The following is a 19,152-nucleotide window of genomic DNA, read 5'->3' on the forward strand; positions in this document are numbered from 1 at the left end:
CTGTGACAGTTAATGGTTAACTTCCAATGCTTCAGACATGCTCCCCATACCGCGCCGAAACAATTGCAGTCACCACGCAATAGGGAATAATGTGTCATCAACAAGGCTTCAACATCAACATCCCATATCAACAGTTTCTGCCATCCTGAATGGTGAAATAAATTAAAACACTTACTCAAGATCAACTGTAAGCGTTGTGCATCTCCAATACCTGCATCACAATCAAAGAAAAGAGCACTCAGTAGGGATGAACGCCACGCAAACGAATCTCGCGTCCACCCTGCTGGTGGCAGATGCTCACTGCCCACAAATACGCGAACTCCTAACGCAAAGCCAAAGTCCAGTGCTCTGGCTGAACGCGGATCAAGAGCCCCTCGCACTGATCAGTCGAGCACTCTCAACAAAACGGAAACAAGGCAAGCCGGTGCAGACCCTGCATTGGGTTGGTCATGGCCAGCCCGGTGTGCTTCTGCTGGGTCAATCAGAAATCAACAGGCAAAGCCTGATCGCGCAGCATGCGCAGCTCAAGGCCTGGCATGTCGACACCATCGCACTCTGGAGTTGCTCCACCGCAGCGGATCCCAGCTTCATCAGTGTTTTAGAAGAGCTGAGCGGTGCAAGGGTCTGGGCCAGCGATCAAGCCCTCGGTCGCCTCGATCGCAACACAAGCCACTGGCAACTCTCCAGTCGCCATAGCGACATCCACCGGCAACCTGCACTGCCGATCCCTCAGGTCAAACAACGCGCATGGTCCTATCAACTGGGAGAATTCACGACCTACACAGATATCCCTCCAACCTATCCAGGCAGAACAACGGGGGAGTTTAGAAATAGTTACGCCTTCGCGGCACTGAAGGAGGACGGCTCCGTCATCACCTGGGGGAGCTCCTACAATGGCACTGAATCATCTGACGCAGTTGGTCTCACCGGCGTTAGCCAAATCTTCTCCACTAGCAGCGCCTTCGCGGCTCTGAAGGACGACGGCTCCGTTATCACTTTCGGCTCCCAACCCTTAGGTGGTAATTCATCTGATGTTTCAGAAGATCTCTCCTCTGGCGTCAGCCAAATCTTCTCAAATTGGAACGCCTTCGCGGCTCTGAAGGACGACGGCTCCGTTATCACTTGGGGCTCCCAATTCATCGGTTCGACCTCTCCTGGTGATTCATCTGATGTTTCAGCAGATCTCTCCTCTGGCGTCAGCCAAATCTTCTCCACTGGATCCGCCTTCGCGGCTCTGAAGGACGACGGCTCCGTTATCACTTGGGGCGGCTCTTCCTACGGTGGTGACTCGGATGATGTTTCAGCAGATCTCTCCTCTGGCGTCAGCCAAATCTTCTCCACTGGTTACGCCTTCGCGGCACTCAAGGACAACGGCTCCGTTATCACCTGGGGCTACGAATTCTTCGGTGGTGATTCATCTTCCGTCGACCTCTCCTCTGGCGTCAGCCAAATCTTCTCCAATAATTACGCTTTCGCGGCTCTGAAAAAAGACGGCTCCGTTATCACCTGGGGCTACGATTCCTACGGTGGTGATTCATCTTCCGTCGACCTCTCCTCTGGCGTCAGCCAAATCTTCTCCACTGGTTACGCTTTCGCGGCACTCAAGGACAACGGCTCCGTTATCACCTGGGGCTACGATTCCTACGGTGGTGATTCATCTTCCGTCGACCTCTCCTCTGGCGTCAGCCAAATCTTCTCCACTAGATCCGCCTTCGCGGCTCTGAAAAAAGACGGCTCCGTTATCACTTGGGGCAACGATTCCTACGGTGGTAATTCAGCTTCCGTCGACCTCTCCTCTGGCGTCAGCCAAATCTTCTCCACTGGATCCGCCTTCGCGGCTCTGAAGGACGACGGCTCCGTTATCACCTGGGGCTACGACTCCTTCGGTGGTGATTCATCTGATGTTTCAGCAGATCTCTCCTCTGGCGTCAGCCAAATCTTCTCAACTGGGTCCGCCTTCGCGGCTCTGAAAAAAGACGGCTCCGTTATCACTTGGGGATCCAACGGTGGTGATTCATCTGATATTGCAGAAGAGCTCAGCTCTGGTGTTGTTGGCATGGCCAACCCTTTCACCAATGACATTTATCAAAGCAGCGCTGGCGATCTTACAGACACAATCGATAATTTAATCACCTACATCAATGAGAATTCAAACATTTCAGCTGAAACAGTATTAACAGTTTCCAGCTCTGATGTAAGCGGCACTGAACTGGAATCGCTTCTGGAAGCTGAAACAGAAGCCACACTTGATTTCTCAAACATTGAAACCATCGAGGGTGATATCTCAGCAGACATCCTCCTTGATCTTGCTGGTGATGACACCTTCGAGCCAAGCTCTTTTTCCAGCATCACAGGCACGCTCGAGCAACTCCAGAGTGTCATTGAGACTTACGACACCTCCTTCAGCAGCGACACCACACTCACCATTTCTGACATCCTCGATTACACCAACAGCGATGTCGCAGCACTCCAGGATTCCACCACCGCTTTCGTCATCGACACCCTGCTTCCCGAACTGGAGCAGGCTGGCACCGACAGCACAGGCACCATCATCACCCTGATCTTCGATGAATCGCTCAGCCGCGTTGCGATTCCAACCGTCGAGCAATTTCAAATCGAGAGCAGTAGCAATAGCGATGCCGTCATCGACTCCGTCTCCGTCGATAACAACTACGTCACCCTCAGCCTCTCCTCTGACACACCCCTCTCTGCTGGCGACACCCTTTCACTCTCCTACTCGCCATCAGATGACGACAGCAAATCCATCCTCGACGATGCCGGCAATGCTGCTCCAAATCTGAGCAATCAATCGGTTGTCAACTACACGATCGATTCCACACCGCCAACCTTCAGCTCTGCCGCCACCAATGACGACGGCTCCGAGCTCACCCTGCTCTATTCCGAACAGCTCGATCCCTCCGACATCCCAGACGACCTAACGGTCTTCTCGATTAGCACCGATCGCTCCGATCTCAGCATCAGCCCCTCAGCCATTGCCATCGATGCCAATGCCGTTGTCCTCTCGATTTCTGATGACAGCTTCATCCAGCATGGCGACAGCGTCAGCCTCTCCTACAGCGGCAGCACTCTCCAAGACCCCGCCAGAAACGCTGCTGAGACCCTGATTGACGAGCCGGTTGACAACAACGTTCTCGATACCACCGCTCCATCCCTCGCCTCCGCTTCCACCAGCAACGACGGCAACGCCATCAGCCTCTCCTACAGCGAAACTCTCAGCGACTCCTCCACTCCAGCACTCTCCGACTTCAGCATCAGCGTCGATGGCACTGCTGCGGCACCGACACTGATCGCCATCTCCGGCAACAGCGTCGTCCTCACACCAGCCACTGCCATTGCCAATGGCAGCAATGTCAGCCTCTCCTACACCGGCACCGCCCTCCAGGATCTCGCCAGCACCCCCAATGCCGCTGCCGCCCTGAGCGACATCAGCGTCGTCAACCAAGTTCTCGATACCACCGCTCCAGCCTTCCTCAGCGCTGAATCCAACACTGCCGGCACCCTGATCAACCTCAACTACGACGAATCCTTCCTTTCAACCTCCCTACCCCTCAGCTCAGACTTCACGATCACCGCCGCTGATCAATCCTTCACTCCAGCCTCGGTGTCGGTGGACGGCAGCACCGTCAGCCTTGATCTAACCACCGATCCCATCAACAACGGCGACAGCGTCACCGTCAGCTACAGCGGCACCGCCCTTCGCGATGACGCCGGCAATGCCTCTGCTGGTCTCAGCGCTCAAGCGATCACCAACAACGTTCTCGATACCACCGCTCCATCCCTCGTCTCCGCTTCCACCAGCGAGGACGGCAACGCCATCAGCCTCCTCTACAACGAACTCCTCAAAGACAGAGTCAGCCCTAGCCACTTCCTGATCGGCATCGCTGGGCTGACCAGCGACTCACCCTCTGCCGCCAGTATCTCCGGCAGCACCGTCACCCTCACACCAGCGGAAACGATCAGCGCTGGCGATGCCGTCTCCATCTCCTACAACCCACCCGAGGGCAGCAGGGCCGTGATTAGCGGCATTCAAGATGCCGCCGGCAATCGCGCTGAAACACTCTCCTCCTTCATCGCTGAAAATAACGTCATCCCCGCAGACACTGATGCTCCAGAGTTGATCAATGCCGCCACCAATGACGACGGCTCCGCCATCACTCTCACCTTTGACATGGCCTTAGGTGATAACGATTTAAATGCCAATAAATTCACCGTTACCGCTGCTGATAACGACATCTCAATTACAGATGCAACGGTCTCAACCAATGCCGTTGAACTCACCCTCGATCAAGCCATTTCCTTTAATCAACCCGTCACCGTCTCATACGAGGAACCCAACAAAGACAAAACCGCCGTTCAAAGCAGCGATGGCAGCAATGTTGAATCATTTGACACACAAACCGTCATCAATAATGTCATCAACTCCACCATCAAAAAAGTTCTCATTAACCACAAAAAGGCCAAAAATGGTCAAGCCGTGTATGAAATTGCCGATGGCACCATCATCACCTCCAAGAAAAAACTCAAACCCGGCCAATCAACAAGAAAATTCAACGAACTCGAAAATCAAGATGGTGCTCTCATCGCCGCTGATGATGTCACCGGGGCGATCACAACGAAAAAAGGCTTCCGTGTGATCGCTGAGCAAAACGATGGTTTTACTCAAAGCAACTATCAATTCAAAGGCAAAAAAGGTCCTGCCATCCCCAAAGGCAAACCCAAGGATCTCTCTGAGTCCAAACTCCAAAAATTCGAGAAAAAACATTCCATCGATTTCGATGGTGATGACCTAGTTGATGGCAACGACCCGATCACCGGCCAACCACCCAAAGACGGCGACAAACCCGTAGGCGACAAAGGTAATAAAGGCAGCAAAGGGGATCAACCCGGCAAAGGCAATCAAGGGACTAAGGAAGGGAAAGATGATGACAAGCCCTCTGGAGATCAAGGTGGCAAAGGAGATAAAGACCTCGACAAGCCCTCTGGAGACAAAGGCGGTAAAGGAGATCAAGGTGGCAAAGGCGACAAAGACGACGACAAGCCCTCAGCAGATCAAGGCGGTAAAGGAGGTAAGGGAGGTAAAGACCTCGACAAGCCCTCTGGCAATAAGGGAGGTAAAGGCAGCAAACCCGACAAAGACGACGACAAACCCTCAGCAGATCAAGGCGGTAAAGGAGATAAGGGAGGTAAGGGTGAGAAAGATGACGACCAACCCTCTGGCGGTAAAGGCGGAAAGGGCAGCAAAGGCGACAAGGACGACGACAAGCCCAATCAACCCTCCGCTCCTGATACCCCTACGGACGACAACAAGCCATCACCGATCACGGGTGGTCCACAACAGCCTGCTGGTCCACAACAACCTGGTGGCCCACAACAGCCTGGTGCAGCCAAACCTGCTCCGGCACAGCCCGGCGCAACACTCCCCACCACACCGAAACCAGCGCCTGGTCAGCCTGGAACTGGGCAACCCATTGCTCCAAAACCCGGAAGTCCACAACAGCCTGGTGCAACCAAACCCGGTGCCCCTCAACCAGGAGCAACACTCCCTGCAACACCCAAACCAACTCCTGCACAGCCTGGACCCGAGCAACCCGTTGCTCCAAAACCAGCCCCACCATCCGGGCCTAAGCCAGCACCAAGTGATGACAACAAAGGCGGTGGTGGTGGCGGCGGAGAAGGCGGCGGCGGAGAAGGCGGTGGTGGCGGCGGTGGTGGTGGAGAAGGTGGTGGCGGTGGCGGCGGTGGCGGCGGTGGTGGCGGCGGTGGTGGCGGTGGTGGCCCCCGTCGTCGTCGGTTCGAGCCCGAACCTCAACACATCGAACGCCGCTGGCTCTTTGGTCAGCAACACTCCGCCCTTGATCCCTTCAACGACAACACGAACAATCCCTTCCTTCTCGCCAACGATCTCTTCTCAACGCACTCCGATTTGATTTAACACGCATTCAGATCGCTCAATCAATCGCTCGCCGGTGCCAACAACCCACTGTCACCGCTGCGCGATGGGTGTTTGCCTCACAATCCCAACCAATCAACAACAGCACTAAATCACACCTACTTGCACACAACTAAGCCCAGTTGCACAAAAAAGCTGGGACTACTTAAGGACAAGCCTCTTAAACCCTCGGCAAAAACATGCTCTTCATTGGCAGCAGCGTCAACTAGGGCCAGCGCTAATCTTCCGCCGAGACGCCCTCAGTTGCACGCAGATTGCTTGCCATCCCCCGATTCTCTGATCTCAAGTTGATGGACGGATCTCAGCCCCATCCCATTCTCCCAGGTGTTCTGGCCAACCGATTCAATGCACACATACCAACCCTGAACACTATCAGTGAATCCAATTCAACTCTCGCCGATGCCACACACAGCCTCAAACGCCCGGGCAATCAACAAACTTGTTGAATTCAATCCATTCCTGATCAATGACTCAACAACTCAATAATGGTTTAAAACCTGTGGCAAGAGATTGAATCGATCGACGTAAGCTAAACACCACCACATTCACCGAGACCAGATTGCAGATCGACTCTTATCTCTTGGGGATGAAAATTGAAGTGAATGAACCACAATTAATCCATCATTAAGCAAGCCTTTTAGCCACCTCGCAGTCACGACACCGCCTCACTAGATGTATTAAGCCGAACATTCAATCCGGCAGCAAATCATCTTTAAAATAGGTAGCAAGCAATACATCATTGACCCTGCAAATAACTAGTGTAATTGGATACCAATTTTGAGCTGTTTGGGCAATATTGACGAAGTACTTGATCTCCCTGGGGCGAATCACCCATCCCGCCGCAATCCTTCCGCTTCGATCAGCAGTGTTGTGGTGAGCCTACAAAGATCAGCACAGCCAGGCCCTGCTTCATCAACAACCGCAGTGAGAGCTGATCAGCCAACGGCTTTGATCGTTGCCGATGGCAGTTGCCCGCAGATCCGCGATCTACTCGCCAGCACGGCAGTTCCTGTGCTGTGGCTGCAAGGAACGGAACATCCCCTCGACATCCTCAGCCAGGAGCTCACCTGGCGACGTCAGCTAGGCAACCCTGTTGCGAACCTGCATTGGATCAGCCACGGCAGTGCAGGCCAACTTCATGTTGGTAACCACACGATCAGCAGCCAGTCGCTCATCGATCGGCATCAGCAACTGGCGCAATGGGGCCTGCAAGAGCTGATGCTCTGGAGCTGCTCGACAGGGGCCGAATCAAGCTTCATCAGCCTGCTGGAGGAATTCAGCGGCGCAACGGTCTGGGCGAGTCGTCTGCCGCTGGGGCAGCAGGAAAATGGATTCACGCATTGGCAACTGACGTCCCGTGATGATGCTCCATCACCGCAATTACCGATCGATGCGCAACAGCTTCTGAGCTGGCCACATCAACTAGGAGCGTTCCCAAGATCAGGCGGTGGAACACTTCAGGATCAAGGCTATGCCATTACCAGCCTGAGCGACAACAGCTCGATTGTGACTGGCTATTTCAACGGCACCGCCACATTTGGCAGTACCACACTCACATCAGCGGGTGATGATGATCTCTTTGTTGCCAAGCTTGATAGCAACGGCGATTATCTCTGGGCCAAACAAGGCGGTGGCAGTTCTGATGATACGGCCTATGGCATTACCAGCCTGAGCGACAACAGCTCGATTGTCACCGGGCGGTTCAGTGGTTCCGCCACATTTGGCAGTACCACGCTCACATCAGCGGGTAATGATGATGTTTTTATTGCCAAGCTTGATAGCAACGGCAATTATCTCTGGGCTAAAAAAGCAGGTGCAAGTTCTGATGATAAGGGCTATGCCATTACCAGCCTGAGCGACAACAGCTCGATTGTGACTGGCGAATTTCAGGGCACCGCCACATTTGGCAGTACCACGCTCACAGCGGATGATAGAGATGTCTTTATTGCCAAGATTGATAGCGACGGCAATTATCTCTGGGCCAAACAAGGTGGTGGAAATAACTATGATAGGGGCTATGGCATTGCCAGCCTGAGCGACAATAGCTCGATTGTGACTGGCTTTTTCTACGACACCGCCACATTTGGCAGTACCACGCTCACATCAGCGGGTAATTATGATGTCTTTATTGCCAAGATTGATAGCGACGGCAATTATCTCTGGGCCAAACGAGGCGGTAGCAGTTCGGATGATAGGGGTATTGCCATTACCAGCCTGAGCGACAACAGCTCGATTGTGACTGGCTATTTCAACGGCACCGCCACATTTGGCAGTACCACGCTCACGTCAGCGGGTAGTAAAGATGTCTTTATTGCCAAGCTTGATAGCAACGGCAATTATCTCTGGGCTAAGCAAGGCGGTAGCAGTTCTGCTGATAGGGGCATTGCCATTACCAACCTGAGCGACAACAGCTCGATTGTGACTGGCGAATTTCAGGGCACCGCCACATTTGGCAGTACCACCCTCACATCAGCGGGTGACAGAGATGTCTATGTCGCCAAACTTGATAGCAACGGAAATTATCTCTGGGCTAAAAATCCCGGTGGAACAGGTCGGGATATGGCACGTGGCATCACCGTCCTAAGCGACAACAGCACGATTGTGACTGGTGACTTCAGCGGCACCGCCACATTTGGCAGTACCACCCTCACATCAGCGGGTAATTATGACGTCTTTATTGCTAAATATGATAGCAACGGCGATGGGTGGATTGATCCTGCAATTACATCCGCCAGCTACAACGCTTCCACCGGCGTCCTGTCTGTTACGGGGACAAACTTCAAGGTCAATTCAGGCGCAGATAACGACATCGACGTCTCAAAACTCACCCTCACCGGAGAAGGCAGCAACACCTACACCCTCACATCGGCCGACGTTGAACGCACATCAGCAACGGCTTTTTCCGTCACCCTCAACGCTGCTGATCAACTTCAACTCGCTGGACTACTCAATAAAAACGGAACCTCCTCGGGTGGCGGCACCTCCTACAACATCGCTGGAGCTCTGAACTGGAATCCAGGCGCTAGTTCCTCACCAGCAGACAGCACCGGTAACGCCATCACCGTCTCCAATGTCGCTGCACCAAGCCTCAGCTCCGCCAGCTACGACGATTCCAGCGGTGTTCTCGCTCTAACCGGCAGCAACCTGCCCGCCTATTCCGGTTCCAACAACGACATCGATGTCTCCAAGTTCACCATCACCGGTGGCTCCGGCAGCACCTACACCCTCACCTCCTCTGATGTTGAACTGACCTCCAAAACATCAGCCAGCATCAGCCTCAACAGCGCCGACCAGACCAATCTCGATTCCCTGCTCAACAACAACGGCACCGCATCGATCCAGGGCACCACTTACAACATTGCTGCTGCCAACCGCTGGGCTCCAGGTTCTGATCCCTCCGCCAACAGTCAAGACCTCACCGGTAACGCCATCACTGTTTCAGGGATCGCTCCTCCTCCAGCACCTGCACCGGCGCCATCACCCGATCCCTCGCCATCCCCCGATCCCACTCCTACTCCCACAGCAGCGCCGCGTCCCCCTCTCAGACCCAGGCCCATACCCATCCCGCCAGGCCTGGTTCAACCAGATCTTGTTAAACCAGCGCTTCCAAAACCAACAAAACCACCCCTGCCTTTAGCTGTCGCGCCTCCACCTCCAACACCAACACCAACACCCCCGGCGCGCCCTGCGCCTGCAGCACCACAAAAAATCAGCGAGCCCACAACGACAACAACGACCACGACGATCGATCAGCCGATCGTTTCCACACTCCTGGTTGACAACAGCAACAACGGCAACGGCAATGGCGACCCTGCAGCCACTGGCGCCAACCCAGACGCAGAACCAAGCAATCCGATCACCGTTCGCCGGCCTCAATCTGTTGAGCTCAACCTCGATCAGGCCAACTCAAGCCAGAACACCAACAGCAAACAGGCCCTCAACACCCTCACCAAGGCGATCCGCACCCGCAACACAACCTCAAATTCACAAGCCGGACTGATTCAAGGCGCGCAATCCTTCCTCAATCAGCTTCCAAAGGGCAGCAACGTCGACGTTCATACCCTCGTTCCCACCAGCGCATTCGCCATCGCTGGACAACCAATCACCATTGAAGGCACTCCGCCGCAATCCGTTTCAGACAACAACAAGAACAACAAAGACAAAACAGACAAGACAGACAAGACGAACGACCAAGACAACACCAACACCAACGACTCCTCCAATAACGACAACTCCACAACAACATCCACAGCCACCACCACAACAGCCCTGGTGGTTGATCTCACCAACCTGCCCGGTCAACCCCAGCTCGAGCTCCATCACATCGACTACACCGTCATCGTTGGCAGCGCTCAGATCTCAGGCGGCGCAGGCAGCAACATCCTCCGCGCCGATCAACAACCGCAAATCATCAACCTTGGCGCTGATCACGACACCCTCGATGGTGGAGGCGGCAACGATCGCATCGGCTCCAAAGCCGGCAATGATCTCCTCATCGGTGCTGCTGGTGATGACACCCTCAAAGGCGGCAGCCATCGCGACACGCTCCAAGGCGGCTCTGGAGAAGACACGCTCAAAGGCGGACGCGGAAAAGACACACTCCACGGCGGAACCGGCAACGATCACCTCAGCGGAGGCCATCAAGACGATCAACTCCATGGCCAGGACGGCAACGACAGCCTCCGCGGCCGCCATGGTGATGACGACCTCAATGGCAACAAGGGCAACGATCACCTCAAAGGCAAACGCGGCGACGACAAGCTCCACGGGGGTGATGGCGACGACACCCTGATCGGTGGATCCGGTGCTGATCGCTTTGTTCTCTCAACAGGCAACGACACCATCACCGATTTCAGTCCCAAGCACGGCGATCACATCGCCATCCGAGCATCCATCCAAGACAGCATTGATCTCAGCATCGAACAACACAACAACGATCTACTGCTGATCGATCCGGCCCACAACATTCACACCACCATCCTCAACATCAACCTCGACCAACTTCTCGCTGCACAACCAGATCTCCTAACTTAAAACCAGGGTGTTGAGTGAAAACAGGGTGTTGAGTGAAACCAGGTTATTGAGCAATCCAAACACCATGGCCGCAGGACTCAATCACGCCCACTTGCACAAATTCAGGCCCAGTTGCACAAAAAACCAGGGATATCTCAGAGACAAGCCTCTTAGACCAGTTCCGACAACTTGGAGTTAAGTGGCAGCAAAGGCCAGAAACCCCAGCGCTGATCAGCAGGATTCACACCAGCTCCGGCCACCACGGCCCCCATCAATGCAGTGATTCTGCAGAGGCATGGATCAGGCCTGGGTCAAACCACCCACCAACCAAGGCCAATGCTGATCCTCAGATGGATACCGAAACCCCCACGAAGCAAACTTCAATCCACGCTCAAGCAGAAGCAGGGCCTTAACGCGACTCGTCTACCTTTTCATCCAATCATCCAAGGTTTCTGAGAGCAAATAGCCATATCCACGCTCCAAGGAAGCATCTTCATAAGCACCAAGATCAACCACCTTCCATCGCAAGGAATCAAGTCGATCGCGCTTGAGAAATACAACAACAGGATGTTGAAACTGACGAGTTTTGCCACCAGAAAGAATCACAAGATTCACTCTGACTTCGTCTTGATTTACAACTTGGCATCGAATCGATTCAATCTCATCCGTTCCCATTTGGTGTCCTGAAAAAACATCAATATCCACAACCACATAACCGTTTCCTGAAGCTTGAAAGTGGGCATGTTTTTTCGCAACATCAAGCAACTGCCTGTGAATAGCTGCTTCGAATAGATAACTGTATTTTGAGAGGCTCTTGTTCCAGAAGTCAGTCCTTACCTCTTCGCTGTAAAGCAAGCGCACTAGAGACTCAACATCGTCGGGACAACCAGCGTTCTGCTGGTTAGCCGAGGCAGGGGCCAATGATATGGTCAACACAAAACCCAGGAACCAGAGACGCAACGAAGGAATACTTGTACGCATCAATACATCCAACCAAAACATCAACTATTCAACCATCAGCTCTCGCACACCGGTCCAGCCATGGATCACTGATTGACGCGCTCGAGCAGTGACAATTCAGCAGCCTTGTAAACCCTGTCCTTCGCGGTGCCTAAGTCGTCCGCCTTTAAAATATTTTCCTCGTCCGTTGTCAGAGCAGCAGCAAAATCGGGCTGAATCCCTTTTATACGCAATGCCCTACCGCTTGGCGTTAGGTATTCGCCAGTCGTGACATAAGTGGCTGAATCATCAGCCAAAGCCCTGATTGTCTGAATGCGGCCCGAGCCCATGCCCACCTGGGAACTCGAAGGGCCGGGCAACAGCTGACAGAGCCCAACCAGATCGGCGTAGGCCTCAGCGGTGATCCAACGCTCCCGCTGCACAAAGCGCTCGTGGAGGTAGCCGAGATGCGCCACGGGGCCACTGAAGGAGGTCAGCCCCAACACGAAAAACTGAACAAACACCTGCAGCGGACCGGGCATCACGCTGCTCCTCTCAGACGGGGAACAGGCGGCGGTTCCGGTTGGCAATCGCCACCAGCGACAGCATCACCGGAACCTCCACCAGCACGCCAACAACCGTGGCCAAGGCAGCCCCGGAGTTCAAACCGAACAGGCTGATTGCCACCGCAACCGCCAACTCAAAAAAGTTGGATGCGCCGATCATGGCCCCGGGTGCCGCAATCGATCGTGGCTGTCATGCTGAGCGCATCCAAAACGCCGTGATCCAGAAGATCAGATAGGTCTGGAGGATCAGAGGAATGGCGATCAAAACGATGGCCAGCGGTTTGGCCAGGATCGCCTGGGCCTGCACCATGAACAGCAGCAACACGGTGGCGATCAACGCGCCGATCGCCAGGGGCTTAAGCCGCGTCTCCAACCGCTCAATCCGGCGAGCACTGTGCAGACTCAGCCGCGTGAACCATCCGGCCACCAGGGGGACCACGACGAACAGACCCACTGCCGTGAGCATCGTTTCCCAAGGCACCAACACATCCGAAACACCCAGCAGAAGCGCCGCAATGGGGGCAAAGGCGAACACCATGATCACGTCGTTCAACGCGACCTGCACCAGGGTGTAGTTGGGATCGCCATCGCTAAGGCGACTCCACACGAACACCATCGCCGTGCAGGGAGCGACCCCAAGAAGAATCATCCCGGCCACGTACTCCTGGCCAATGGCTGCCGGGATCCAGGCGGAAAAAACACCACGGATGAACAGCCAGGCAAGGGCTGTCATGGTGAGCGGCTTGATCACCCAGTTCACGACAGCTGTCACCAACAGCCCCCGTGGCTGCTGGCGAATCGCTCCGATTGAGGAGAAGTCGACCGCCAGCATCATGGGAAAGATCATTCCCCAGATCAGCACTGCGATCGGCAGATTGATCCCCACAGCCTCCAGGGCTGCGATGCTTGCCGCCGCATCAGGGAACAAAGCGCCAAGGCCAACCCCAACCACGATCGCCAGGGCAATCCAGACAGAGAGATAGCGCTCGAACCAACCCATTAATCCATCAAGAAAACTTGATGGATTGAGCTTAAGGGTGGGCAAATACCACCTAGACCTCTATTGAATGCGTCTTACATCCGCCCAGCGAAACAAAGCTTGCCGAGAAGCTGCCATTCAGAGGTGACACATCATTGATCCCAGTTGCACAAAATTACAGGGATATCTCAGAGACAAGCCTCTTAGACCAGTTCCGGCAACTTGGAGTTAAGTGGCAGCAGCGGCCACCAGGGCCAGCGCTGGTCTTCCGCCGAGACGCCCTCAGTTGCATGCAGATTGCTTGGCATCCCCCGATTCTCTGATCTCAAGCTGATGGACGGATCTCAGCCCCATCCCATTCTTCCAGGTGTTCTGGCCAACCGATTCAATGCACACATACCAGCCCTGAACACTATCAGTGAATCCAATTCAACTCTCGCCGATGCCACACACAGCCTCAAACGCCCGGGCAATCAACAAACTTTTTGAATTCAATCGATTTCTGATCAATGATTCAATAACTCAACAACGATTTAAACCATTTGCCAAGAGAGCGAATCGATCGACGCAAGCTTGAACAGCACCACCACCTTCACCGATTGCAGATTAACTCTTATCTTTTGGGGATGAAAATGGAAGCGAATGAACCACAATGAATTCATCATTAAGCAAACCGGCCATCCACCTCGCAGGCACGACACCGCCTCACTAGATGTATTAAGCCGAACATTTAATCCGGTAGCAAATCGTCTTAAAACTAGGTAGCAAGCAATACATCATTGACCCTGCAAATAACTAGTGTAATTGGATACCAATTTTGAGCTGTTTGGGCAATATTGACGAAGTACTTGATCTCCCTGGGGCGAATCACCCATCCTGCCGCAATCCTTCCGCTTCCATCAGCAGTGCTGTGGTGAGCCTGCAAAGATCAGCACAGCCTGGCCCTGCTTCATCAACAACCACAGTCAGAGTTAATCAGCCAATGGAGTTGGTCGTTGCCGATGGCAGTTGCCCGCAGATCCGCCAACTGCTCGCCAAGGCAGATGCACCTGTGCTGTGGCTGGAAGGAGAAGATCACCCCTTCGACATCCTCAGCCAGGAGCTCAACTGGCGGCGGAAACAAGGCAACCCTGTTGCATTCCTGCATTGGATCAGCCACGGCAGTGCAGGCCAATTTCATGTAGGCAACCACACGATCAGCAGCAAGTCGCTGATTGATCGGCATCAGCAACTGGCGCAATGGGGCCTGCAGAAACTAGTGCTCTGGAGCTGCTCGACAGGGGCCGAATCAAGCTTCATCAGCCTGCTGGAGGAGTTCACTGCTGCAAAAGTTTGGTCAAGTCGTCACTCACTGGGCCGTTTAAGGGATGGATCCGCGCATTGGCAACTGACGTCCCGTGATGATGCTCCATCACCGCAATTACCGATCGATGCGCAACAGCTTCTGAGCTGGCCACATCAACTAGGAGCGTTCCCAAGATCGGGCGGTGGCAGTACTTCTGATATGAGCCATGGGATTACCAGCCTGAGTGACAACAGCTCGATTGTCACCGGCCGGTTCAGCGGCACCGCCACATTTGGCAGTACCACGCTCACTTCAGCGGGCAATGAAGATATGTTTATTGCCAAACTTGATAGCAACGGCGATTATCTCTGGGCCAAACAAGGCGGTGGCGTAAGTTGGGAAAGTGGCTATGGCATTGCCAGCCTGAGCGATAACAGCTCGATTGTGACTGGCTATTTCAACGGCACCGCCACATTTGGCAGTACCACGCTCACTTCAGCAGGCAGTCAAGATATTTTTATTGCCAAGCTTGATAGCAACGGCAATTATCTCTGGGCCAAACAAGGCGGTGGCGCAAATTGGGATTCAGGCCGTGGCATTACCAGCCTGAGCGATAACAGCTCGATTGTGACTGGCTATTTCAACGGCACCGCCACATTTGGCAGTACCACCCTCACATCAGCGGGTGATGATGATATTTTTATTGCCAAGCTTGATAGCAACGGCGATTATCTCTGGGCCAAACAAGGCGGTGGCGTAAGTGGTGATAATGGCAACGGCATTGCCAGCCTGAGCGACAACAGCTCCATTGTCACTGGCACATTTCAGGGCACCGCCACATTTGGCAGTACCACGCTCACTTCAACAGGTAATAATGATGTCTTTATTGCCAAACTTGATAGCAACGGCAATTATCTCTGGGCTAAAAAAGCGGGTGGAACAAGCAGCGATGAAAGCCGTGGCATTATCAGCCTGAGCGACAACAGCTCGATTGTGTCTGGCGAATTTGTGGGCACCGCCACATTTGGCGGTACCACGCTCACATCAGCGGGCAGTTCTGATGTCTTTATTGCCAAGCTTGATAGCAACGGCGATTATCTCTGGGCCAAACAAGGCGGTGGCGCAAGTTGGGATATTTCCTTTGCCATCACAAGCCTGAGCGACAACAGCTCGATTGTGACTGGCTATTTCACCGACACCGCCACATTTGGTAGCACCACGCTCACATCAGCAGGTAATTCTGATGTCTTTATTGCCAAGCTTGATAGCAACGGCAATTATCTCTGGGCCAAAAATGCCGGTGGAGATACGAGTGATCGGGGCGTTGCCATTACCGGCCTGAGTGACAACAGCTCGATTGTCACCGGCCGGTTCAGCGGCACCGCCACATTTGGCAGTACCACGCTCACTTCAGCGGGCAGTAATGATATTTTTATTGCCAAACTTGATAGCAACGGCAATTGGTTGAATCCGCCTTCAATTACATCTGCCAGCTACAACGCTTCCACCGGCGTCCTGTCTGTTACGGGGACAAACTTCAAGGTCAATTCAGGCGCAGATAACGACATCGACGTCTCAAAACTCACCCTCACCGGAGAAGGCAGCAACACCTACACCCTCACATCGGCCGACGTTGAACGCACATCAGCAACGGCTTTTTCCGTCACCCTCAACGCTGCTGATCAACTGCAACTCGCTGGCCTACTCAATAAAAACGGAACCTCCTCGGGTGGCGGCACCTCCTACAACATCGCTGGAGCTCTGAACTGGAATCCAGGCGCTAGTTCCTCACCAGCAGACAGCACCGGTAACGCCATCACCGTCTCCAATGTCGCTGCACCAAGCCTCAGCTCCGCCAGCTACGACGATTCCAGCGGTGTTCTCGCTCTAACCGGCAGCAACCTGCCCGCCTATTCCGGTTCCAACAACGACATCGATGTCTCCAAGTTCACCATCACCGGTGGCTCCGGCAGCACCTACACCCTCGCCTCCTCTGATGTTGAACTGACCTCCAAAACATCAGCCAGCATCAGCCTCAACAGCGCCGACCAGACCAATCTCGATTCCCTGCTCAACAACAACGGCACCGCATCGATCCAGGGCACCACTTACAACATTGCTGCTGCCAACCGCTGGGCTCCAGGTTCTGATCCCTCCGCCAACAGTCAAGACCTCACCGGTAACGCCATCACTGTTTCAGGGATCGCTCCTCCTCCAGCACCTGCACCGGCGCCATCACCCGATCCCTCGCCATCCCCCGATCCCACTCCTACTCCCACAGCAGCGCCGCGTCCCCCTCTCAGACCCAGGCCCATACCCATCCCGCCAGGCCTGGTTCAACCAGATCTTGTTAAACCAGCGCTTCCAAAACCAACAAAACCACCCCTGCCTTTAGCTGTCGCGCCTCCACCTCCAACACCAACACCAACACCCCCGGCGCGCCCTGCGCCTGCAGCACCACAAAAAATCAGCGAGCCCACAACGACAACAACGACCACGACGATCGATCAGCCGATCGTTTCCACACTCCTGGTTGACAACAGCAACAACGGCAACGGCAATGGCGACCCTGCAGCCACTGGCGCCAACCCAGACGCAGAACCAAGCAATCCGATCACCGTTCGCCGGCCTCAATCTGTTGAGCTCAACCTCGATCAGGCCAACTCAAGCCAGAACACCAACAGCAAACAGGCCCTCAACACCCTCACCAAGGCGATCCGCACCCGCAACACAACCTCAAATTCACAAGCCGGACTGATTCAAGGCGCGCAATCCTTCCTCAATCAGCTTCCAAAGGGCAGCAACGTCGACGTTCATACCCTCGTTCCCACCAGCGCATTCGCCATCGCTGGACAACCAATCACCATTGAAGGCACTCCGCCGCAATCCGTTTCAGACAACAACAAGAACAACAAAGACAAAACAGACAAGACAGACAAGACGAACGACCAAGACAACACCAACACCAACGACTCCTCCAATAACGACAACTCCACAACAACATCCACAGCCACCACCACAACAGCCCTGGTGGTTGATCTCACCAACCTGCCCGGTCAACCCCAGCTCGAGCTCCATCACATCGACTACACCGTCATCGTTGGCAGCGCTCAGATCTCAGGCGGCGCAGGCAGCAACATCCTCCGCGCCGATCAACAACCGCAAATCATCAACCTTGGCGCTGATCACGACACCCTCGATGGTGGAGGCGGCAACGATCGCATCGGCTCCAAAGCCGGCAATGATCTCCTCATCGGTGCTGCTGGTGATGACACCCTCAAAGGCGGCAGCCATCGCGACACGCTCCAAGGCGGCTCTGGAGAAGACACGCTCAAAGGCGGACGCGGAAAAGACACACTCCACGGCGGAACCGGCAACGATCACCTCAGCGGAGGCCATCAAGACGATCAACTCAATGGCCAGGACGGCAACGACAGCCTCCGCGGTCGCCATGGTGATGACGACCTCAATGGCAACAAGGGCAACGATCACCTCAAAGGCAAACGCGGCGACGACAACCTCCATGGAGGAGACGGCGACGACACCCTCATCGGTGGAGATGGTGCTGATCGCTTTGTTCTCTCAACAGGCAACGACACCATCACCGATTTCAATCCCAAGCACGGCGATCACATCGCCATCCGAGCATCGATCCAAGACAGCCTTGATCTCAGCATCGAACAACACAACAACGATCTACTGGTGATCGATCCGGCCCACAACATCCACACCACCATCCTCAACATCAACCTCGATCAACTTCTCGCTGCACAACCAAATCTCCTCACTTGAAGCCAGGGTGTTGAGTGAAACCAGGGTGTTGAGTAAAAACAGGGTGTTGAGCAATCCACACACCCTTGGCCCAGGACTCATCCCAATTGCACAAATTCAGGCCCAGTTGCACAACATTCCAAGGGCAACTAGGGGACAAGTCCCCCAGGTCTCCTCCAACAACTAACGACTAAGCGGCAGCACCGGCCACCAGGGCCAGCGCTGGTCTTCCGCCGAGACGCCCTCAGTTGCACTCAGATTGCTTGAAATCACTTAAGTTGATGTTCCATAGAACGTGACTGTGCATAGAAACAAAACCTTGTGAAATTGACCTGAAGAGCAATTGAGGGTCCAATGAATAGCAAGCGCTTCGCGATTGATTCGCTGATTAGGTTGATTTCAACCCAGCCCCTTTCGAGGGAATCGCATCAACAAACATTGATCAATTAATCGATTAAACAAACAACTTTCTTCTCTGTGACAATTAATGGTTAACTTCCTATTCTTCAGCAATGCCCAAATACCGCGCCAAACCCGTTGCAGTCCCCTCGCAACAGGAAACAATGAGTCATCCATAAGGCTTCAATATCAACACCCCAAATCAACGGGTTCTGCCATCCAAAATGGT

The 19,152-nt window shown here is 54.1% G+C and carries 5 protein-coding genes and 1 pseudogene; 3 read left to right on the forward strand and 3 right to left on the reverse strand.

Annotation, left to right across the window (positions count from 1 at the left end; genetic code table 11):
- Positions 1-247 precede the first annotated feature (247 nt).
- Both SIB64_RS11490 and SIB64_RS11495 read left to right on the forward strand, forming a co-directional pair.
- Positions 248-5,953 (forward strand): SwmB domain-containing protein, encoded by a 5,706-nt coding sequence (locus tag SIB64_RS11490; RefSeq protein WP_413440337.1) that lies wholly within the window; start codon positions 248-250, stop codon positions 5,951-5,953.
- Between the two features lie 804 nt (positions 5,954-6,757).
- A complete protein-coding gene (locus tag SIB64_RS11495) occupies positions 6,758-11,005 on the forward strand; it encodes a DUF4347 domain-containing protein (RefSeq protein WP_413440338.1) in 4,248 nt (1,415 codons plus the stop codon).
- A 402-nt stretch (positions 11,006-11,407) separates the two neighbouring features.
- Here SIB64_RS11495 and SIB64_RS11500 read toward each other — a convergent pair whose 3' ends face one another.
- The 3 genes and pseudogenes from SIB64_RS11500 to arsB all read right to left on the reverse strand — a co-directional run bounded on the left by SIB64_RS11500 (position 11,408) and on the right by arsB (position 13,489).
- The gene (locus SIB64_RS11500) at positions 11,408-11,986 is read right to left on the reverse strand and encodes a hypothetical protein (protein ID WP_413440339.1); all 579 of its coding nucleotides are present in this window, start codon (positions 11,984-11,986) and stop codon (positions 11,408-11,410) included.
- Between the two features lie 44 nt (positions 11,987-12,030).
- Positions 12,031-12,465 carry a chromate transporter gene (locus SIB64_RS11505; RefSeq protein WP_413440340.1) on the reverse strand — a complete coding sequence of 145 codons (435 nt, stop codon included), beginning with the start codon at positions 12,463-12,465 and terminating at the stop codon, positions 12,031-12,033.
- A 13-nt stretch (positions 12,466-12,478) separates the two neighbouring features.
- Positions 12,479-13,489 (reverse strand): annotated as a pseudogene (gene arsB / locus SIB64_RS11510) (ACR3 family arsenite efflux transporter).
- 961 nt (positions 13,490-14,450) lie between these two features.
- Here arsB and SIB64_RS11515 point away from each other — a divergent pair.
- Positions 14,451-18,545 (forward strand): DUF4347 domain-containing protein, encoded by a 4,095-nt coding sequence (locus SIB64_RS11515; RefSeq protein WP_413440341.1) that lies wholly within the window; start codon positions 14,451-14,453, stop codon positions 18,543-18,545.
- The last annotated feature ends 607 nt before the right edge of the window (positions 18,546-19,152 follow it).

The organism is Synechococcus sp. MIT S1220 (genome assembly GCF_047303025.1).
GTDB lineage: Bacteria > Cyanobacteriota > Cyanobacteriia > PCC-6307 > Cyanobiaceae > Parasynechococcus.